At 58.4% G+C, this 19,338-nt stretch carries 16 protein-coding genes; 10 read left to right on the top strand and 6 right to left on the bottom strand.

Annotation, left to right across the window (positions count from 1 at the left end; all coding sequences use genetic code 11):
* Positions 1 to 167 precede the first annotated feature (167 nt).
* The 5 genes from polX to N5D61_RS12610 all read left to right on the top strand — a co-directional run bounded on the left by polX (position 168) and on the right by N5D61_RS12610 (position 6,452).
* Positions 168 to 1,919, top strand: a complete 1,752-nt coding sequence (gene polX / locus N5D61_RS12630) for a DNA polymerase/3'-5' exonuclease PolX (RefSeq protein WP_279893024.1) — start codon at positions 168 to 170, stop codon at positions 1,917 to 1,919.
* A 78-nt stretch (positions 1,920 to 1,997) separates the two neighbouring features.
* A complete protein-coding gene (locus N5D61_RS12625; RefSeq protein WP_279893023.1) occupies positions 1,998 to 3,071 on the top strand; it encodes an NAD(P)-dependent alcohol dehydrogenase in 1,074 nt (357 codons plus the stop codon).
* Between the two features lie 295 nt (positions 3,072 to 3,366).
* Positions 3,367 to 4,251, top strand: a complete 885-nt coding sequence (locus N5D61_RS12620; protein ID WP_279893021.1) for a universal stress protein — start codon at positions 3,367 to 3,369, stop codon at positions 4,249 to 4,251.
* A gap of 245 nt (positions 4,252 to 4,496) precedes the next feature.
* Positions 4,497 to 5,423, top strand: coding sequence for a universal stress protein (locus tag N5D61_RS12615; protein ID WP_279893019.1), 927 nt, complete (start codon positions 4,497 to 4,499; stop codon positions 5,421 to 5,423).
* A 45-nt stretch (positions 5,424 to 5,468) separates the two neighbouring features.
* Positions 5,469 to 6,452, top strand: coding sequence for a zinc-dependent alcohol dehydrogenase family protein (locus tag N5D61_RS12610; RefSeq protein WP_279893016.1), 984 nt, complete (start codon positions 5,469 to 5,471; stop codon positions 6,450 to 6,452).
* A 44-nt stretch (positions 6,453 to 6,496) separates the two neighbouring features.
* Here the strand turns inward: N5D61_RS12610 and N5D61_RS12605 are convergent, their stop codons facing one another.
* The gene (locus N5D61_RS12605; protein WP_279893015.1) at positions 6,497 to 6,919 is read right to left on the bottom strand and encodes a potassium channel family protein; all 423 of its coding nucleotides are present in this window, start codon (positions 6,917 to 6,919) and stop codon (positions 6,497 to 6,499) included.
* Positions 6,920 to 7,124: 205 nt separating this feature from the next.
* Between N5D61_RS12605 and N5D61_RS12600 the strand changes: the two genes are divergently transcribed.
* Positions 7,125 to 8,063 carry a universal stress protein gene (locus N5D61_RS12600; protein WP_279893013.1) on the top strand — a complete coding sequence of 313 codons (939 nt, stop codon included), beginning with the start codon at positions 7,125 to 7,127 and terminating at the stop codon, positions 8,061 to 8,063.
* On the opposite strand, the gene N5D61_RS12595 is transcribed toward N5D61_RS12600, so the two are convergent.
* Complete coding sequence (locus N5D61_RS12595; protein ID WP_279893012.1) at positions 8,050 to 8,787, bottom strand: helix-turn-helix domain-containing protein; 738 nt, start codon at positions 8,785 to 8,787, stop codon at positions 8,050 to 8,052. The two genes, N5D61_RS12600 and N5D61_RS12595, sit on opposite strands and share 14 nt — an antisense overlap.
* A 403-nt stretch (positions 8,788 to 9,190) precedes the next feature.
* Between N5D61_RS12595 and N5D61_RS12590 the strand changes: the two genes are divergently transcribed.
* The gene (locus N5D61_RS12590; protein WP_256600847.1) at positions 9,191 to 10,102 is read left to right on the top strand and encodes a universal stress protein; all 912 of its coding nucleotides are present in this window, start codon (positions 9,191 to 9,193) and stop codon (positions 10,100 to 10,102) included.
* A 53-nt stretch (positions 10,103 to 10,155) separates the two neighbouring features.
* Here N5D61_RS12590 and N5D61_RS12585 read toward each other — a convergent pair whose 3' ends face one another.
* Entirely contained in the window at positions 10,156 to 10,725 is a 570-nt protein-coding gene (locus tag N5D61_RS12585) for a GNAT family N-acetyltransferase (protein ID WP_279893010.1), read from the bottom strand.
* A gap of 191 nt (positions 10,726 to 10,916) precedes the next feature.
* On the opposite strand from N5D61_RS12585, the gene N5D61_RS12580 reads away from it, so the two are divergent.
* The 3 genes from N5D61_RS12580 (at position 10,917) to N5D61_RS12570 (ending at position 17,501) form a co-directional block, all read left to right on the top strand.
* Positions 10,917 to 12,122: a propionate kinase gene (locus N5D61_RS12580; protein WP_279893007.1), complete on the top strand. Its 1,206-nt coding sequence runs from the start codon at positions 10,917 to 10,919 to the stop codon at positions 12,120 to 12,122.
* Between the two features lie 61 nt (positions 12,123 to 12,183).
* The gene (locus tag N5D61_RS12575) at positions 12,184 to 14,685 is read left to right on the top strand and encodes a phosphoketolase family protein (protein ID WP_279893005.1); all 2,502 of its coding nucleotides are present in this window, start codon (positions 12,184 to 12,186) and stop codon (positions 14,683 to 14,685) included.
* A gap of 8 nt (positions 14,686 to 14,693) precedes the next feature.
* The gene (locus N5D61_RS12570) at positions 14,694 to 17,501 is read left to right on the top strand and encodes a cation-transporting P-type ATPase (RefSeq protein WP_279893003.1); all 2,808 of its coding nucleotides are present in this window, start codon (positions 14,694 to 14,696) and stop codon (positions 17,499 to 17,501) included.
* Positions 17,502 to 17,605: 104 nt separating this feature from the next.
* Here the strand turns inward: N5D61_RS12570 and arsH are convergent, their stop codons facing one another.
* The 3 genes from arsH to N5D61_RS12555 all read right to left on the bottom strand — a co-directional run bounded on the left by arsH (position 17,606) and on the right by N5D61_RS12555 (position 19,305).
* Positions 17,606 to 18,340 (bottom strand): arsenical resistance protein ArsH, encoded by a 735-nt coding sequence (gene arsH / locus N5D61_RS12565; RefSeq protein ID WP_279893001.1) that lies wholly within the window; start codon positions 18,338 to 18,340, stop codon positions 17,606 to 17,608.
* On the bottom strand, positions 18,340 to 18,810 hold the full coding sequence (locus N5D61_RS12560) for an arsenate reductase ArsC (RefSeq protein ID WP_108239652.1): 471 nt from the start codon (positions 18,808 to 18,810) through the stop codon (positions 18,340 to 18,342). Before N5D61_RS12560 ends, arsH begins: the two co-directional genes overlap by 1 nt.
* Before the next feature lie 144 nt (positions 18,811 to 18,954).
* The gene (locus N5D61_RS12555; RefSeq protein WP_108239653.1) at positions 18,955 to 19,305 is read right to left on the bottom strand and encodes a metalloregulator ArsR/SmtB family transcription factor; all 351 of its coding nucleotides are present in this window, start codon (positions 19,303 to 19,305) and stop codon (positions 18,955 to 18,957) included.
* Positions 19,306 to 19,338: the final 33 nt, after the last annotated feature.

The raw sequence follows: 19,338 nt of genomic DNA, 5'->3' as shown, positions 1-19,338 counted from the left end.
CTCCGGCACGGGGCCGATCGGTTCGCGGCACATTGATTGACCCCATGCCTCATGGGGACTGCTGACTTATTCCACTGCGACTTCGTGGGTGATTGGTTGAGGTTTGTCAATAAACCAGACCATTCAGGGGTAGAGGATTCTTCAGGCTTATCGAGAAGAGCTCATCCATGGCGCAGCTACGCGGTGTTTTATACCCAAAGTATTCTGGCAACGATGTCATTGCGGTTCACTTCGACGAGATGGCTGACCTTCTGGAGCTTCAGGGTGCCAATCCCTTCAGAGTTCGCGCGTATCGTAATGCAGCAAGTACCGTGCGAAAGACGAACATCGATTTGGGGCAGCTTATCGCCTGCGGAAAACCGCTGCCCAAATTGCAGGGTGTTGGTGATGATCTGGCCAGCAAGATCAGGGAAATCGTCACCACCGGAGACTGCGCTCTCCGTCAACGCTTGCGTGCCACGGTGCCGTCGGGGATGGTCGAATTGTTATCCATCGCAGGTCTTGGCCCCAAGCGAGTCGGCCGCCTTTATCAGGAACTGGGCGTCGAGAACATTCAGCAGTTGTGCCAAGCCGCTCAACAGGGCCGCATTCGCCAGTTGACCGGTTTTGGCCGGAAGATAGAGGCACAGTTGTTGAATTCAGCGCTGAGGGGACTCAATAAGCATCGGCGCTTTCCGCTGGCTGACGTCGCTCCGCTGGCTCAGGGGTTGATTCGAGAAATTGCCCGCATTCCGGGCGTCGAGCAAGCCACTGTCGCAGGAAGTCTGCGACGCATGCGCGACACGGTTGGCGACATCGATATCCTGGTGGCTGCTGGGCCGGAGGTAGGTGTCATCGCACGGTTCATTCAGCTTGAGACGGTATCCACTGTACTGACGAAGGGGCATACCCGGGCAAGTGTTTTGCTCAGATCGGGCTTGCAGGTTGATCTGCGCGTCATCAACCCGGACGTTTACGGGGCCGCGCTCGTGTATTTCACCGGCAGCAAGTTGCACAATATTGCGCTCAGGAAAATGGCGCACAAAGCCGGTCTTAAACTCAGTGAGTACGGCCTGTTCGGGGCCCACGAAACCTTCACGTGCCGTTCCGAAGCCGACGTTTATCGAGCGCTGAAGTTGCCCTGGATTGCGCCCGAATTACGAGAGGACCGAGGTGAAATACAGGCTGCGCTGGCTGGCCAGTTACCCAGACTGGTCGAACTTGGTGACCTCAAAGGTGACCTGCACGTCCATACGCTGGACTCGGATGGTGATAACAGTATCGAAGAAATGGCGTTGGCCGCGCGAAAATCGGGGTTGGAGTATCTTGCGATCACGGACCATTTCCATTCGCTTCAGATGGCCCACGGTCTGATCCGTGAGCGTCTGCTCCAACAGATCGATCAGATAGATGCCCTTAACGCGCGTATGGGCGGAGTCACACTGCTCAAAGGCATTGAGGTCGATATTCTCGAGGACGGTAGTCTGGGCCTGCCTGATGATGTCCTGAGTCGCCTGGATGTGGTGATAGGAGCCGTTCACACCCATTTCAACCTGTCACGGAGCAAACAGACGGCGCGCTATTTGAAGGCTATTGAACATCCTTATTTCTCTATCCTTGCACACCCGCTTTGCCGGCTCATCAACAAGCGCGAGCCGGTAGACCTGGATCTGGACGCAGTTATCAGGGCCGCTGCTGCTCGTGGCTGTAGTCTTGAACTCAATGCACAACCTGAGCGGATGGATCTTTTTGATATCCATTGCCAGCACGCAAAAAGTGAAGGTGTACTCATCAGCGTCAGCTCCGATGCACGTGATGTGGCTGATTTCTCCAATTTGTACTTTGGAGTGGCCCAAGCCCGAAGGGGCTGGCTGCGAGGCCAGGACGTACTCAACACACGTCCCGTCTGCGCCATCAAGTCTCTTCAGTGCGGAGTATGACCAATATCAAGTTCTGAGCTGCACATCAGCGCAAACTGATCATTCCCAAGCAGAGAATGCGAAGGCAAGGAGGTCAGTATGAGCCTGATGAAAGCCGCTGTGTTCGTTGAAAAAAATCGCATCGTCCTAGAAGACAAACCCATTCCTGACGTCGGACCGCTCGACGCCCTTGTACGCATTACCACGACAACGCTGTGCGGCACCGATCTGCATATCCTCAAGGGCGAGTACCCGGTCGTGCCTGGGCTGATCGTCGGTCATGAACCTGTCGGGGTGATCGAGCGTCTGGGCAGTCAGGTCAAAGGCTTCGCAGAAGGACAACGTGTGATCGCAGGGGCCATTACACCCAGCGGACACAGTTACGCCTGTCTCTGCGGTTGCGGGGCGCAGGATGGTCCAGCAACGCGACACGGCTTCAAGGCGGCGGGGGGCTGGAAGCTCGGCAACACGATCGATGGATGCCAGGCCGAATACGTGCGGATTCCAGATGCCATGGCCAATCTTTGTGCCATACCGGACACGTTGAGCGATGAGCAAGTGCTGATGTGTCCGGACATCATGTCTACGGGTTTTTCCGGTGCCGAGCGCGGTGAAATTACCATTGGCGATACGGTGGCGGTCTTCGCCTTAGGTCCTATCGGGCTATGTGCAGTCGCGGGTGCGCGGTTGAGAGGGGCGTCGCGCATCATCGGCATCGACACCGTCACCGAGCGTCTCAAAGTGGCGCGAAAAATGGGCGCGACCGATGTGATCGATTTCAAGACCGCAGATGTGGTCGAGCAGGTGTTGGCACTGACCGATGGTCGGGGCGTCGATGTGTCGATTGAAGCGTTGGGTACGCAGACCACATTCCAGTGGGCGCTGCGGACACTGCGGCCAGGCGGACGGCTGTCTAGCCTGGGCGTATATTCCCAGGATCTGAATATTCCCCTCGGCGGGTTTGCTGCGGGGCTGGGGGATTACAGCATCGTCAGCACCCTCTGCCCCGGTGGCAAGGAGCGTATGCGCCGTCTGATGACTGTTGTCGCAGCGGGCTCCGTCGACCTGGCCCCTCTGGTTACCCACCGTTTCAAACTCGATCAGATCGAAGCAGCGTATGAGCTCTTCGCCCACCAGCGGGACGGGGTGATCAAGGTGGCTATTTCGCCTTGAACGATCAGGCGCCCGTCCTGCGGATAAGGGCAGGGCTGACGCCATTCGCGTTCACAGGCTTTGGTTTCGATGAGTTTCCACTGCTGTCTCGTGAAGGGCGACTTGGCCCGCTTTGTGAGAAGGCTTATGGCGCTCCAGCGTTCAATCTGCACAAGCGCTTCACTGAGCAACGTGGCTCAAGCGTGTTGTATCAGTTCCCCCAATACCGCAAGACAGTGCAGGCATTGGAGAAACGGACATCGATCAGACAGACCTGCGAACCAGCGAGATCCTGACTTCACCAAGGAGCATGATCATGAGCCAGTATCAACGATTGTTGTTGGTCATTAACCCAGATTTGCGCCATTCCCCGGCGATCCTACATGCTGCGGCGCTGGCCAGGGTATGCGCTGCAACTCTGCATATCACAGCCTTTGCATTACGCTCGAGCATGCTGGCGTTGCTTGAAAAGGAGGAGCGGGAAAAACTCCTCAAGACCTATCTTGAGGACCATCAGCGCTGGCTCGACATCCAGGTGAAGCGCCTGCTTGATCGTGGTCTATCGGTCACCGCTGAGCTCATCTGTGCCGAAGACCTGCCGCACGATTTGCTTGATTACGTGAAAGAGCAAAATCCCGATCTCCTGATCAAGGACGTCGAGTATGAATCCATGCTCAAGCGGGCCTTTTTCACCCCGCTGGATTGGCGTCTGCTGCGCCACAGTTCCGTCCCTGTGTATCTGCTGGGTGGCTGGGAACATGCTTTGCCGCGCAAAATCGTGGCTGCGGTAGATATTTCCAGTGCCACCTCAACCGATGAGGAGCTGAATGATCGCATCATTCGACACGCCTTGAGCCTGGCGGTGCAATGCGCCGCCGATTTGCACCTGTTGTATGCATGCGAGCGCTTCGCGGGGTATCTGGCTGATGTCTATGCCTTAGGTTTTGGTGATCTGATGGGGGCGTTGCACAGGGCTGAGGAACGAGCGCTCCGCGATCTGGGCGACCGCCATGGCATCGCTGCGGATCATGTGCATTTTGTGGCCGGCCCCGCTGTTTCCGTACTGAGCCAGTTCGCCGTACAGCGTGAGGTCGACATGGTCGTGATGGGGCGCGTCCGGCCCAAGGGACTTGAAAAGTGGCTGGGCAGCACGACCGAGCATGTCTTGTACCAAGTGTCCTGTGACGTGGTCGCGGTTTGACAGTATGCCGTTTGGGACAGTCGATATTCGCGGGTAAATCGGTAGGTCCCATCGTGCCGGAGATCTGCTGATCTGCCGCATTGGCTGGGGACTGTGCAGGTCGAGCGCTGCCTGTATTCTGCGGTGAACCTCGCGCTGACGTTATTCTCTGATCCATATCAAGCGTGCCAAGTCGAGCTCGGAAACAATATATCCAGTGCCTCGGCGCGGCGAGTGCTGAGGATCATCCCGTCAGGAGGTGCGAGATGGCCGAGATCGAACGCTTGTTACTCATTGCTCCACCACGGATGAACCGCACGCCAGCCTTCGACCGCGCAGCTGCGTTGGCAAAAGTCAAATCGGCTTCTCTTCATATAGTGGCGTTCGACTACGTCGAAGGCGTCGCTAAAGCTGCGCTCGCCAACGATGAGGCGATCCATGTCATGCGCGAGGGTTACATGGACAGGCATCGTCACTGGCTGGAGATGCAAGCCGATGGCATCAGACACCTGGGGGTGCAAGTCACGACAGAAGTGGTCTGGGTGGCTAAGCCATTCGACGAGATACTCGCGCATGTCCGAGGTATCAATCCGACCTTGGTGATCAAAGACCTGCACCACGAGTCGTGGCTGTCACGCGCCTTCTTTACCTCGTTGGACAGACGATTGCTGCATGATTGCCCGGTCGCGGTGCATTTGGTCGCCAGCGTGCGGCATGGCATTCCACGCAAGATTCTGGCCGCCGTGGACCTGTTTCGGGTCGACGATCATTTCGCACACCTGAACGATCAGATCATCATCACAGCTCTGCGCCTTGCCGAGCAGTGCGATGCTCAGTTGCACCTGCTGCATGCCTACGATTTGTCCTATATCCACTCCCTCGATGGAGGTTCCGGATATCGGAACGCGGTCATGGATGAGTTATATGAGAACCAGCAACGGGCGTTTAGCTTTTTCGCCGACCTTTTCGGCGTACCGGCAGAGTGCAGGCACCTTGTCACCGGAAATCCTGTGCAGGTGATCGAGTCGTTCATGAACGACCACGACATCGACGTCGTCGTTATGGGCACCGCACACCGTGATTGGATGAACCGATTACTGGGCAGTACCACTGCACACCTGGTCAACCATTTACCCAGCAGCCTGCTCACCGTTATCCCGCGAGCTGATGAAACGCCAAACGCGCAGGTATGAGCCGGCTGGAGCCGAACATCGAGCAGAAACATTCGGAGGCTTCGTATGTACGCCATGTTGCTGCGCGCACCTGGGACCCCGCTGGTGTACACCCGATTGCCTGACCGGCTGCCCGGCAATGATCAGGTTTTGATCGAAGTGGGTGCTTGCGGCGTTTGCCGAACGGATTTGCACGTCGTTGATGGCGAACTTGCGCATCCCCATCTGCCGCTGATTCCAGGGCATGAAATCGTTGGGCGCATCACAGCGTTGGGTAGAGGCGCCAATGGGTTGGCTCTCGGCCAGCGCGTCGGCGTGCCCTGGCTGGGACTGACATGTGGCGCGTGTGCCTATTGTCTGAGCGGGCACGAGAATCTGTGCGACCATCCGGGCTTCACCGGTTACACCCTCGATGGGGGATTTGCCACGGCGGTCGTTGCCCATCAGCGCTATGTCTTCCCTCTCGGAGAGCGCGGCTCGGACGAGTCCCTTGCGCCACTGCTGTGCGCGGGGCTGATCGGCTGGCGAGCGCTGAGCATGGCAGGCCACGGCAGACGCCTGGGGTTGTATGGCTTCGGCGCCGCGGCTCACATCATCATTCAAGTGGCGATCGCGCAGGGAAGGGAGGTCTTCGCCTTTACCCGCCCAGGTGACGTGGCGGCGTGCACGTTCGCCCGACAATTGGGGGCGATCTGGGCAGGTGGTTCGGATGAACACGGGCCGGAGCCGCTGGATGCGGCGATCATCTTCGCGCCTGTCGGCGCATTGGTTCCCGTGGCGCTGAGGGCTGTGCGCAAAGGTGGGCGGGTGGTATGCGCAGGCATACACATGAGCGACATTCCAGCCTTTGCCTATCGCTTGCTGTGGGAGGAGCGTTCGCTGCTGTCGGTCGCGAATCTCACCCGGGAAGACGGCGTGACGTTCTTGCAGTATGCCGCATCGATGGACATTGCCACTCACACCCGATCCTATCCCTTGCAGCAGGCTAACCAGGCCCTCGACGATCTACGCAATGGCAATCTGCAGGGCGCTGCGGTGCTGATTCCTTAACCGCGGGAACACCTGTGAGTCGTGCCGGCAACATGCACAGTAGGTCATTTCTTCCAATACTTCTGCATTTCGATGAAAAGGAAGGAGGCCGTCCAAGTGATCAGCACGAGGCCGGTCAAGGCTTCCAGTCCCGTCAAAAACTTCAGCGGGCCGATGGGAGTTATGTCGCCAAAACCGATGGTCGTGAAGGTGGTGAAAGAAAAGTACACCGAGTCCAGAAAGCTGCCGTCATGGTTGCCCGTCAGCTTGCCCATGCTGTCGGAAGCGTTCATCAGGTAATAGCCCAATGCGAATATCCACACTTCGATGGCGTGGGCCACCAGGGCGCCCAATACACCGAACACCACTCTGAATCGGTGCCAGATGTTTAGCGCCGGCATCAACAGGTTCAATCGCAGCAGGCACTCGTAGTGAACGAAGACGGCGCTGGTGATGATCAAAAAGTTGATGAGGGTGGCGAAGATCATGACATGTTCTCCCGGACCTCATCAGTCTGCGACGCGGCGAGGCCACAAACGTTGACGCAGATCATCCTGCCGACTGCCTGCCTTGCATGGGGAAATTATGATCTGCATCAATTCCACGCCCGAGCCAATCTCCACACTGATCATGAATGCGCCGCCGACGGCTTTGCACGGCGGTGTCAGGTTCTAACCTACGTCTGAGGTTGCCATGAACGAGTCGCCCCGTTTGTTGCTAATCGCGTCATCCCGCATGGAGCGCACTGCTGCCTTCGAACGGGCAGTCGCGTTGGCTCGCGCTGGTGGCATGAGCCTGCAGATCGTTGCGCTGGACTACATACGGCTGCTGGAGCTGTTGGGACTGTTTAGCCAGGACACCGTCCCCACCTTACGTGACGGTTATCTGCAGACCCATCGGCGCTGGCTGGAGCAAGAGGCAGCCTTCGAGCGCGAGCAGGGCCTGGACTGCAGCGTGGAAGTGATCTGGAGTGATCCCACCTATCAGGAAATCATTGACTGCGTCAGGAGACTGCAGCCGGCCATGCTGATCAAGGATGTGCACCATGAGTCGACGTTGAAACGGCTGTTCTCAACGCCCCTGGACTGGCACCTGATCCGCGATTGCAAGTGTCCGCTGCAGTTCGTGAGCCCTGGCCCGCATCGCTTGCCTCTGAAAATCCTTGCCGCGGTCAACCTGTATCGCAGCGAGGACATTGATTTGCGTCTGAACGATCAGATCTTGAGCGCCGCGAGTTCCCTTGCTGCGATGTGCCAGGCCAGTCTGCACGTGATTTATGTCTATGACTGGGCGACCATTTACGCTGCGGGCATGCCTTGGCTGGGCTCGATGCCGATCGAAACCGGTTTTCGCGAAGCGCTGGCGGACGCCCACGAGGAATCGTTCAATCTGCTGTGCGACGGCCATGGGATAGACAGCCGCCACCGGCATTTCATCTCTGGCACGCCATTGAGTGTGGTGGACGGCTTCGCCCGCCAGGACGGTTTCGATTTGTTGGTCATGGGTACTCTCGGCCGCCACGACCGCGTGCGCAGCATGGGCGACACCGCTGAGGTGCTGCTGGGACATGCACCCTGCAGCATGTTGATTGTCAAGTCTCCGGAAAGTCCTGCCAGCATCAACCTCGTTTAGCGTCCCGCGCACACCCGTTGACCATAGCACGCAGTTTCTCAATATCGAGGATCTCTACCGCTCTGCCGGAAACTCTGACAACGCCCTTGTCGCGCAAATAGGCGATGGCTCTGCAGATGGTCTCCAGACGTAAACCAAGATAGGAGCCGATGTCCTCGCGGGTCATGCGTAGTACAAAGGCCGTCGGAGAATAACCACGCGTAAACATGCGCGTGGAGAGATTAAGCAAGAACGCAGCAAGTCGCTCCTCGGCGTTGAGATTGCCCATGAGCAACAACATTTCATGGTCGCGAACAATCTCGCGGCTCAGGATACGGTTAAGGTTATGTTGCAAAGAAGGAAGTTCGCGGGCGAGCTTCTCAAGTTGATTGAATTGAATCGGACATACTTCGCTGTCCTCCAGTGCGATTGCATCGCACACATGCACGTTGTCACTGATACCGTCGACGCCCAACAACTCTCCGCCCATATAAAAGCCGGTGAGCTGTTCACGACCGTCTTCCGACGAAAGCGTGGTTTTAAAGAAGCCGAAACGCACGGCGTACAAGGCGCGCAGGGGGTCTCCAGCATGAAACAACGCCGCCCCCTTTCGGACGCGAACTCGCTGCGGAACGATTTTGGACAAGCGTTCGCTGTCTTCGCTGGTCATGCCCACTGATAAGCAAAGCTCTCGGACGCCACAACTCGAGCAGGTGGTTTTCGATAGGGGTCGTAGAGCAGGCATCACTCGTCCTCCTGGGTATTGGATCAGAAATCCAGCATAGGACCGGTCCTTCTTACCGTAAAGATAAGGTGCAGTTTTTACGGATAGGTGGTGGCTGCAGCAAGTGAAAAGGGAGGATACGGCGCGGAACTGTATACCACGTCATCAACTTAGATCCGTTTGAAGTGCGGTGTACGCACGTTTGGATATCTAGGCTGCTCGCTTCGTTCGGTCAACTGCGCTGATTATTCTCCGCAGTCGGATGTTCCCCACCTGAAAAGACAGTTTGTTAATTCAGTGTTACACCGTCACGGTTTGATTTAAGTCAAACAGCCTGCACGGGCTCGGATAATAGTATGGCCTGCCTTGAAAAATCGCCGGGACGATAACAGTCCAGGCTTAACCCGAGTGGGGAGGTACTTCCATGTCCGCTGCTGAACGTCTCATGCTGATTGCTCCGTCATCCAGTCGTAAAACGTCTGCATTCGACCGTGCCGCTGCCTTGGCGCAGGCGATGGATGTGCCCCTGCACATCGTCGCATTTGGTCAGTCCGATGGACTGGCCACTGCCAGTCTGGTCAACGAAAGCGTGCTCGCTCTGTTGCGGCAAGCTTGGCTGGACCGACAACATCAATGGCTTGAAAACGAGGCGAGATCGATTCGTGCTTCGGGTGTCACCGTCACAACGGAGTTCGTCTGGGCCAACCAACTCCTGAACGAAATCCTCACCCATATCCGCGAGTTGAACCCTTCCATGGTAATAAAAGACCTGGAGCATCAGTCCTGGCTCACGCGCGCAATATTCACGTCGCTCGACCTCCGGTTGCTTGCCGATTGTCCGACACCGTTGCACCTCGTGGCGGAAGTGACCCATCCGAAACCGCAAAAAATTCTGGCAGCGGTCGATCCATTTCGTCCCCATGAACAATTCGATGACATCAATGGCGCGATCATCCGTGCTGCTGAACAACTGGCGGCCCAGTGCGAGGCCGAATTACACATGCTCTATGCCTACGATCTCTCGTACGCATTCGCCTCTCAAGGTTACAAAGGGTTTTCGTCGAGCCTGGCCGAGACGTTGTACGCGGAACAAGAACAGGCAATGGAACAACTGGCGCAACGATTCGGCGTGCCTTGGGAGCGCAGGCACCTCATGACGGGCCGCCCGGCGCGCTGCATAGAAGACTTCGCCCAGGCCGAAGGTATTGATGTCGTTGTGATGGGGACCGTGCATCGCGATGACGTCACCCGATTGCTCGGCAGCACGACCGAGCAAGTGGCGGCGCACATGCGCTGCAGCGTGCTGACGGTCAATCCTCGCCAGCAGGGCGCCTGACCAACACAGATATTACGCGCTGCCTACAGGAGGCGGCGCGTAGGGTCCGGGCCTCAGTGCAGTTTCAGGCGGTAAACCACCTGGGTCGCGTCAAGGGGGTCCTTGTGGCATTCGAATCCCAGACAGTCGGCCAGCCGACGCATGTGTGCATTGGCAGCTGAATCTATCGAGATCATGCACTCGAAGCCATTGGCTTTGGCCGCGTCGATCAAGTGGTCCATCAAGCGTTTCCCGAGTCCTTTGTTCTGCCAACGGTCTGCGACCACCACTGCCGATTCACAAGTGCGGTCACCGGGTGCGGCGGCATAACGGGCCACGCCGATCTCCTGTAACTGACCGCCTTCCATGAACAGCGCGACGTACGCCATACGTTGGTGATAATCGACGTCCATCAATTGATTCAACATCGAATCGCTGGGCTCTTTGATCGTGCCCAGAAACCGGAAATGCCGAGATTCGGGAGACAGGCCCTTGATGAAGGCGAACTCTCGGTCCCGATCTTTCGCCTCAAGCGGCCTGATCAACACGTGACTGCCGTCGTTCAACGGGTCGATCCAATGCCGACTGTTGATGTCGGTTGTGCCTACTTGTTCGGCGGCGGATTTGGCGGACGTTGCGCTCATGATGAAGCCCTCACGGTCGGGAGAAACACAGACTCGCTGATTGTCTGTTTACCCCTTCCCCGAGGGCGATTTCTGATCCAGATCAATACCTTCAAGGTTTCGCACTGCAGACTGACCACTGGTTGGCTCGTCTGCACAAGCGTGATCGATCCGGGCGGCTCAGGAGCCGGACATTAGAGCGGGAGCGTGGAATGTCGCAAGCGTCGAGGCGTGCACTGCTGGTCTTGAATGCCGGATCCTCGGGGTTCAAGTTTTCGCTATACCCCATCACGGTCAGTCGCTGGTCCGGTCCTCAGTGTTTGGGAAACGGCACCTTCACGCGCAAACGGGACCACGATCATCTGACCTTCGGCGCTCCAGACAGTGAGCTGCGGCAAGTAGCGGTATGGCCTGTCGATGATGCGTCATCGTCCCACGCCGACCTGTCGCGGCTCATGTCATGGATCGAGGCTCAACATGGCTGGGACATAGTGGCTGCGGTCCATCGAGTCGTGCACGGCGGCGACCGCCAGGACACTGCATTGCGTATCGATCCCGAAGTCATGGCGGATCTGCGAGCACTGACGCCGCTCGCACCCTTGCATCAAGCGCAATGCCTGGCGCCGGTTGCCTGGTTGAGCGAAAGGCATCCGGACCTAGCGCAATACGCCTGTTTCGATACGGCTTTTCATCACACCCTAGACCCTCTGGAGAGATCGTTCGGGCTGCCGCAGTCGTTCACCAACCAGGGTTTGCGTCGCTACGGATTTCACGGTCTGTCCTACGAATACATTGCCAGTGTGTTGCCGCAATACGACCCTCGGGCTGCCGCTGGGCGCACGATCGTTGCGCATCTAGGCAGCGGCGCCAGTCTGTGCGGCATGATCAACCGAGTCAGCCGGGCCACGACCATGGGCTTCTCGACCCTCGACGGCGCGCTGATGGCGACGCGTCCTGGTCGCATTGATCCCGGAATCTTGCTGTATCTGATGCGCGAAAAAGGCATGAGCGTCGCCGCACTCGAACGACTGCTCTATGACCGGTGCGGGTTGTTGGGAGTGTCGGGCGGAATCTCCGGTGACGTACGGGAGCTGCTTGCCAGCGAGGCTTGCGAGGCGAGAGCGGCCATTGATTTATTTATCCGCAGCGTGGTGCGCGAGATCGGCATGCTGGCTGCGGTCCTCGGTGGCGTCGACGCTTTGGTGTTCACAGGCGGGGTAGGTGAGCATGCCACCCAGGTCCGGCAGGGGATTCTGGAGGGATGTCGATGGCTGGGCTTGCAACCGGACCGGGGGGAGCGCAGGGGCCCCAGTCGCCCATCCTCTCAGGCCAATGGCGTCAACGCCTGGGTTATTGCCACTGACGAAAATCTGGTCATGGCTCGCCATGCGCTTAAGCTCATCAGCCACCCGGCCTGAAGTGTGCGCGAGATGGTGGACAGCGCGATCGGTACCGCGTCGCTCTATTTACGGAGGTCTCATGTATCGTTTCAACCCTCAGCTGTCCACGGTCGATGTTTCAGCGAATGTCCCTTCGCCTCAGGCCGAGCCTTGCACGGGCGGCCCGCTGTCGGCGCAGCTTCTGGCTGGCATGCACCGCTACTGGAGTGCTGCGAACTATTTATGCGTCGGGCAGATTTTCTTATGCGCCAATCCACTGTTGCGTCGGCCTCTGCGGGCGGACGACATCAAGCCACGTCTGCTCGGCCACTGGGGCACTTCAGTGGGCCAGACGTTCATCTACGTCCATCTGAACCGTTTGATCAGCGAGCGAAGGGTTTCGACACTGTTCATTTCTGGCCCGGGACATGGTGGCCCGGCGATGAACGCCTGTGCCTGGCTCGAGGGCACGTACAGCGAGATGCATCCGCACGTTACGGCAGACGAAGCTGGCCTGCTCAGGTTGTTTCGCAGTTTCTCGACGCCGGGCGGCGTACCCAGCCACTGCGGGCCACACACGCCCAACTCGTTGCATGAAGGCGGCGAATTGGGCTATTCGCTTGTACACGCTTTCGGTGCCGCGTTCGACAATCCCGAGCTGCTGGTGGCTTGCGTCATCGGCGATGGCGAGTCGGAAACAGCGCCGCTTGAGGGCAGTTGGAAGAGTATTCATTTCCTCGATCCCCGTCGCGACGGCGCAGTGCTGCCGATTCTTCACCTCAATGGCTACAAGATTTCCGGCCCGACGGTGGAGGCTCGGTGTTCGGATGAAGACCTCGTAAGTCTGTATCGTGGGCGCGGCTACCTGCCGATCATCGTGGCAGGGGACGACTTGCCGGGAATGCACCAGCGTTTTGCTTTGGCGCTGAACACCAGTTATGACCGCATTGTGCAAATACAGCGCCAGGCGAGGGAGCAGGGGGGCGAGGTGCGGCCTCGCTGGCCGATGATCATCTTGCGCAGCCCCAAGGGCTGGACGGGGCCGAAGATAGTCGATGGACTGCCGGTGGAGGGCACGTTCCGGGCACATCAGGTACCTCTGGCCAACGTTACCGGTAACCCTCGACACTTGCAGCAGTTAGACGACTGGCTGCGCAGTTACGAGCCGCAAACCTTGTTCGATGCCGACGGCCGTTTGTGTGCCGACCTGCAAGCGCTGAATCCGCCAGGCGCGTTGCGCATGGGCGCAACGCCTTATGTGAACGGCGGTCGTCGCCTGACAGCGCTCGACCTTCCCGATCTCGCGAATTACGGACTGCAGGTGCCAGCGCCTGGGCAGGTTATGGCTGAGGCACCGCGCAAACTGGGTGAATACCTGCGGGACGTGATGCGTTACAACCCGGACAATTTTAGGGTGTTCGGCCCGGATGAAACCAACTCCAATCGCCTCAACGCCGTGTTTGCTGCCAGCGATCGGACCGCTCCAGGCCCCTGCCTTGAAGTCGACGATCACCTGGCGCCCGACGGCAGGGTAATGGAAGTCCTTAGCGAGCACCTTTGCGAAGGGTGGCTGGAAGGGTATCTGCTGACCGGGCGGCATGGCATGTGGTCAACCTATGAAGCCTTCGCCCAAACGGTGGACTCGATGGTGACCCAACACGCCAAGTGGCTGCAGCAAAGCCAGGCGTTCGCCTGGCGACGTCCGCTGGCGTCTTTGAACATTCTTCTGACCAGTCACGCCTGGCGTAACGACCATAATGGCTTCAGCCATCAATCCACCGGGTTTGTCGATAACGTGCTGCAGCGGCGCGCTGACGTGGTTCGGGTGTATTACCCGCCGGATTCAAACTGCCTGGTCAACGTATTCGAGCACTGCCTGCGCAGCCGCAATTACGTCAATGTCGTGACATGCGGCAAGCAGCCGGACTTCCAATGGCTCAGCCCTGAAGCGGCCCGTGAGCATTGCTCCCGAGGCGCCTCGATCTGGTCATTCGCGAGCAACGACCACGATGACCGACCCGATATCGTACTGGCGTGCGCAGGCGACGTGCCTACGACCGAGATCGTCGCTGCAAGCTGGCTGTTGCAGAAGTACGTGCCCCAGATACGCGTACGTCTGGTGAATGTGGTTGATCTTGGCGTACTCAGCACACCTGAAGCGCGCCCCCATGGTTTCGATCAGCCGTCGTTCGAGGCGTTGTTTACCGCTGACGCCCCGGTCATGTTTGCCTTTCATGGCTCCACTTGGGTGATTCATTCCATGGTTCACGGCAGGGCCAACGAGGCGCGCTTTCACGTCCGCGGCTTCAGCGACCGAGGCACCACCACAACGCCTTTCGATATGGTGGTGCTTAACAACATGAGCCGCTATCAACTGGCCCTGGATGCCTTGTCCCATGTGCCCCGGCTGAGGGAGCAAAGCGTTGATGCAGTCGATCTTTTTCGCAGCCAATTGACTCGTCATCACGAATGGATTCGCGAGCACTTCACAGACCTGCCCGAAATACGCCGTTGGCAGTGGACGGTGGACTTCAGCGAGTGCCTGCAAGGGGCATCGATGGCGCATGAGCATGCACACAGGCAACCTTTTACCGATGACTGAGGCCGTTTATGTCCTTTTCAACGGGGTCAGTCCGACAAAGCGCGGCATCGCGCTTTCCGAAGGATGTAAGTGGGCGGCAGGCATCGCCGCCCTGGCCTTCGCTGGATGTCGAGCAAGTTGCCGAGTCTTTGAAAACCGACCAGCTCAAGGGATTGAGCGCGGAAGAGGCCGGACGGCGACTGAGCACCATAGGATTCAATAGTCTGCCGGTCGCGCGCGGGCGTCCGATCCTGCTGACGCTGCTTGACCAGTTCAAAAGTGTCATCGTCCTGCTGCTATCCGTCGCCGCAGGTTTGGCCTACGGGATGGGGGAAGGCGCCGAGGCCGTTATGATCATGGCAGTCGTCGCTCTGAATGCAGCGATCGGTTTTTTTACCGAGTGGAAAGCCGAGCAGAGTGTGATCAGTCTCCAGTCTCAGGAACCCGCCGTTTGTGACGTGATTCGCGATGGCATCCAGCAAGGCATTTCTGCCCATCTGCTGGTGCCCGGCGACCTGCTTGTGTTGAGCGCGGGCAACAAGATCGCTGCTGACGGTCGGATAGTCCAATCTCGCGATCTGCAGGTCAACGAATCTGCGCTGACTGGCGAATCGGTAGCGGTCATGAAAACGGCCGAATCGATGCCTCAACCTTGTCCTCCGATGGCTGAGGCTCAGAATATGGCGTTCATGGGCACGGTCGTTGTCAGTGGGCGCGGCCTGATGCTCGCGACCTCGACGGGCAAGCGAAGCCGGATGGGCGACATCGGAACGATGGTCGCGCAGGTCCACAAACAGCCCAGCCCGATGACGAAAAAGCTCGAACAGTTGGGTAACGTGCTCACGGTGCTCGTTGTCGTGTTATGCGTGATCATGGTCATCGCGGGGTTATTCAAAGGCCTGCCGCTGATTGACATGCTTCAAGTGGCAATCTCGTTGGCGATCGCGGCCGTTCCGGAGGGGCTGCTTGCCGTCTCAACCATGACGCTGGCCTTGGGCATGCTGCGCATGGCGAGAAGCGGGGCGATCATACGCCACCTCAGTGCAGTGGAGACGTTAGGGTCGACGACGATCATATGCACCGACAAAACCGGAACGCTGACGCGAAACGAAATGACAGTCGAGACTCTGATCGTCGGCGAGCGCTGCTGGAAAATTACCGGAGCTGGCTACGACAGTGAAGGCACATTTTACAGTGAGGGGGTTGTGCAAGACGTCCGCCGGGACTTGGCCGTCCTTGACTTGCTCCGTTCGGCTGCGTTGTGCAATGACGCCATGGTCGATCATCGCGATGGCCGGAATGTCATCCGTGGCGATCCCATGGAAGCGGCACTGCTGGTGCTGGCGGAAAAAGGCGGCTTCGAGTTGAAGGCCCTCCAGTCGGAGTACCCACGGTGGGCCGAGTCGCCGTTTTCCACGGCCTCAAAATCCATGAAAACCGTGCACCGCTCCAACGACGGTCAGGTCCTCGAATGTGCCAAAGGCGCTCCGAGCGTGATGCTTGATCTGTGTGGGCTGGAATCAGGGCCGCAAGGACCACGCTCTCTCACGGCCGCGAGACGACAATGGTGGGCGCACGCCAACGAGACACTTGCCGAACAGGGGCTTCGGGTGCTAGCGGTCGCGCATCGGATAGCTTCTGGCGGGAAGCAGGCGAGCGCTGAAGCGGGAGCCGATTCCGACCAATGGGTGTTTCTGGGACTGGCCGGACTAGTCGACCCATTACGGGATGAGGCCCGCCCGGCGATAGCCCGCTGCCGGGAAGCGGGTATCGAAGTGGTCATGATCACAGGAGATCAGGTCGTCACGGCTCAGGCGATCGCTCAACAGGTTGGGCTTGGCGACGAGGAACAGTGCCGTGTTTGCCACAGTCGCAGTCTGGACGCCCCTGGTCGAGGGCTCATTGCAGATCAAGTCAGAGCGGTCCACGTCTTCGCTCGTGCCGAGCCCAGGCACAAACTGCAGATCGTCAAGGCTCTCCAGTCAGCAGGGCAGATCGTCGCCATGACCGGCGACGGGGTGAACGACGCGCCGGCGTTAAGACAGGCCGATATCGGCATTGCCATGGGCCTGTGTGGAACTGACGTCGCTCGACAAGCTGCGGACATGATTATCACCGACGATAACTTCGCGACGATCGTCCTGGCAGTCGAGCAGGGCAGGATGCTGTACGCCAATATCCTGCGGTTCGTCCACTATCTGCTCTCTTGCAATCTGGCCGAGCTGCTGACTGTGTTCATCGCGATCATGGCGGGCTGGCCATTGCCGTTGTTGCCGTTGCAAGTGCTGTGGCTAAACATCGTCACGGACGTCTTTCCAGCGCTCGCGCTCGCGCTGGAAACATCGGCCCCTGGTGTCATGAAGCGCAAGCCGATCGCTCCAGGTCGGGCCTTGATCAGCCGTCGCCTGATGCTGACGATCGGTTGGCAGGGCGTGCTCTTGGCGGCATGCACGTTGGCAGCGTTTGCGTTTACGCTTTATGGCCTTCCAGGAACGGCGCACGACATTCCGCGGGCGGTGACGGTGGCTTTCATGACGCTTGGGCTGGTTCAGATTCTGCACGCCTTCAGTGCCCGATCGGTCCGGCGTCCTGTATTGACAGATCGGCTTTTCACAAACGTCTGGTTATGGGCAGCAGTAGCGGGGTGCCTGTCGCTTCAGCTTATGGCGGTCTACGTACCGCTACTGCAAGCGGTGCTGGGGACAGTCTGTCTGGGTGTGGCAGATTGGTTGGTGATCTTGGGTTGCGCCTTCGTGCCAGCGGTGTTTATCGAATGCATGAAGTGGCTCGACAGAGATTGCCGAGGTATGGAGCTGGAGTCTCCCCCTTTGGACTGATTGGCGTGGCGTACGATCAAGCCCGACTTTGCGGATACTCGGCTGTACTCCATGCCCTGCTTTCCACCGTAGTACCAACCCCCTCCCATGCCAATCAGCGCCGTCTAGATGGAGCGTTGGTTCACCCTGGCCGATAAAGCTTCCGCGCTTTCTTTCCGTTCAGAGTAGCGGTCGACCAGATAGTCCTCTCGGCCACGAACCAGCAGCGTGAACTTGATCAGTTCTTCCATCACATCGACTACACGGTCGTAGTACGGCGAAGGCTTCATTCGGTCTGCCTCATCGAATTCCAGATACGCTTTGGGCACCGACGACTGGTTCGGGATGGTCAACATGCGCATCCACCGACCCAGAATACGCATCTGGTTCACGGCGTTGAAGGACTGCGAGCCGCCGCACACCTGCATCACCGCGAGCGTTTTGCCTTGGGTAGGCCGCACGGCGCCCATGGTTAACGGAATCCAGTCGATCTGCGCTTTGAACACCGCGGACATCGCGCCGTGGCGCTCCGGGGAGCACCACACCTGACCCTCAGACCACAGCACCAGATCGCGCAGCTCCTTCACCTTAGGGTGATCGACCGGCGCGTCATCCGGCAACGGCAGTCCGGACGGATCGAAGATCACCGTCTCCGCACCCATGTGTTGGAGAAGGCGTGCCGCCTCCTGCGTCAGCAATCTGCTGAACGACCGATCTCGGGTCGATCCATAGAGAAGAAGGATTCGTGGCTTGACGTTCGACGCATCGGCCAGGCCCAGCTTATCGGTGCTGGGGAGATCCATCAGCGACAGATCAAGGGCTGGAAAGGTCTCGGCAGAATCCCTATCAAACTCGCTCATCACAGTGCTCCAATCCGATCCAGGGCCTGCTTCAAATCCGCACCTTGAAGCGTTTTCAGATCCAAAGTGAAGAACGCGGAGAATCGCCTCTTGATGTGTTCAACCGTCGCATCGAATGCGGCCTGACTATCTTCATCAGTGCCGTTTACCTCGGACGGGTCGGACAGCCCCCAATGACTTTTGATTGCTGGGCCGAAATACACCGGACAAGGCTCGCCGGCGGCTTTATCGCACACAGTGATGACGACATCAGGGGGTGTGTCTGCGAAGGCTTGCGAGCCTTTGCTGTACAGGCCGGACGTGTCGATTCCCAGTCCTTGCAGAGTGCTCACCGCACGCGGATTGAGTTTGCCGCTTGGGAAGCTGCCCGAACTGATGGCTGTGAATCCGTCCGGGGCTACATGATTGAATAGCCCCTCGGACAAGACGCTGCGGCAGCTATTGGCCGTACACATGAACAAGATTTTCATAAACTGATTCCTACGCGCTGATGCTTAAACCCAAGGCAAGTACTGCCACTGTCGCAAGAATGGAAAGGTGAGTCCGCGGCCGACCGGGCAAGCGTGACCAGAAATATTGAAACTGCCAGCAGCATGTCAGTTCTCCATAAACACTCAGCAGCAGGCAACCTGGCGTACCGGGCGGCCTTCCATGGAAGCGAGGCGACCTCGGTCATCGCCTAACCACGAACGGTTAGCCTCATACGTCGTTTGGAGTACATGCACTGCCCATTGAGGCAGTTCTGGATGGAGGCGGTAATAGATCCACTGCCCCTGACGGCGATCCTCCAGCAGCCCGCAGGTTCGCAACTGTGCAAGGTGTCGGGAGACTTTTGGTTGGTGATCGTCGAGCGCGCAGATCAGCTCGCAGACACATAGCTCCCCCTCGGCAGCGAGCATGAGCATGATCCGGGCACGGGTTTCATCACCGAGACATTTGAAGAAGGTGTGGGGCTGGAAGGGCATGGCTAATCAACATATTCGGTTACTCGTATATGC

Source organism: Pseudomonas sp. GD03842 (assembly GCF_029841165.1).
Classification (GTDB): Bacteria; Pseudomonadota; Gammaproteobacteria; order Pseudomonadales; family Pseudomonadaceae; genus Aquipseudomonas.
This window is presented reverse-complemented; position numbering and strand designations above follow the sequence as displayed.

Bases quoted from the DNA above. Each gene is read 5' to 3' on its own strand.
- N5D61_RS12590 (WP_256600847.1), top strand. From the start codon at position 9,191: ATGTCCGCTGCTGAACGTCTCATGCTGATTGCTCCGTCATCCAGTCGT.
- N5D61_RS12600 (WP_279893013.1), top strand. From the start codon at position 7,125: ATGAACGAGTCGCCCCGTTTGTTGCTAATCGCGTCATCCCGCATGGAG.
- N5D61_RS12610 (WP_279893016.1), top strand. From the start codon at position 5,469: ATGTACGCCATGTTGCTGCGCGCACCTGGGACCCCGCTGGTGTACACC.
- N5D61_RS12560 (WP_108239652.1), bottom strand. From the start codon at position 18,810: ATGAAAATCTTGTTCATGTGTACGGCCAATAGCTGCCGCAGCGTCTTG.
- N5D61_RS12595 (WP_279893012.1), bottom strand. From the start codon at position 8,787: ATGCCTGCTCTACGACCCCTATCGAAAACCACCTGCTCGAGTTGTGGC.
- polX (WP_279893024.1), top strand. From the start codon at position 168: ATGGCGCAGCTACGCGGTGTTTTATACCCAAAGTATTCTGGCAACGAT.
- N5D61_RS12585 (WP_279893010.1), bottom strand. From the start codon at position 10,725: ATGAGCGCAACGTCCGCCAAATCCGCCGCCGAACAAGTAGGCACAACC.
- N5D61_RS12580 (WP_279893007.1), top strand. From the start codon at position 10,917: ATGTCGCAAGCGTCGAGGCGTGCACTGCTGGTCTTGAATGCCGGATCC.
- N5D61_RS12625 (WP_279893023.1), top strand. From the start codon at position 1,998: ATGAGCCTGATGAAAGCCGCTGTGTTCGTTGAAAAAAATCGCATCGTC.
- N5D61_RS12570 (WP_279893003.1), top strand. From the start codon at position 14,694: ATGTCCTTTTCAACGGGGTCAGTCCGACAAAGCGCGGCATCGCGCTTT.
- N5D61_RS12605 (WP_279893015.1), bottom strand. From the start codon at position 6,919: ATGATCTTCGCCACCCTCATCAACTTTTTGATCATCACCAGCGCCGTC.
- N5D61_RS12555 (WP_108239653.1), bottom strand. From the start codon at position 19,305: ATGCCCTTCCAGCCCCACACCTTCTTCAAATGTCTCGGTGATGAAACC.
- N5D61_RS12615 (WP_279893019.1), top strand. From the start codon at position 4,497: ATGGCCGAGATCGAACGCTTGTTACTCATTGCTCCACCACGGATGAAC.
- N5D61_RS12620 (WP_279893021.1), top strand. From the start codon at position 3,367: ATGAGCCAGTATCAACGATTGTTGTTGGTCATTAACCCAGATTTGCGC.
- N5D61_RS12575 (WP_279893005.1), top strand. From the start codon at position 12,184: ATGTATCGTTTCAACCCTCAGCTGTCCACGGTCGATGTTTCAGCGAAT.
- arsH (WP_279893001.1), bottom strand. From the start codon at position 18,340: ATGAGCGAGTTTGATAGGGATTCTGCCGAGACCTTTCCAGCCCTTGAT.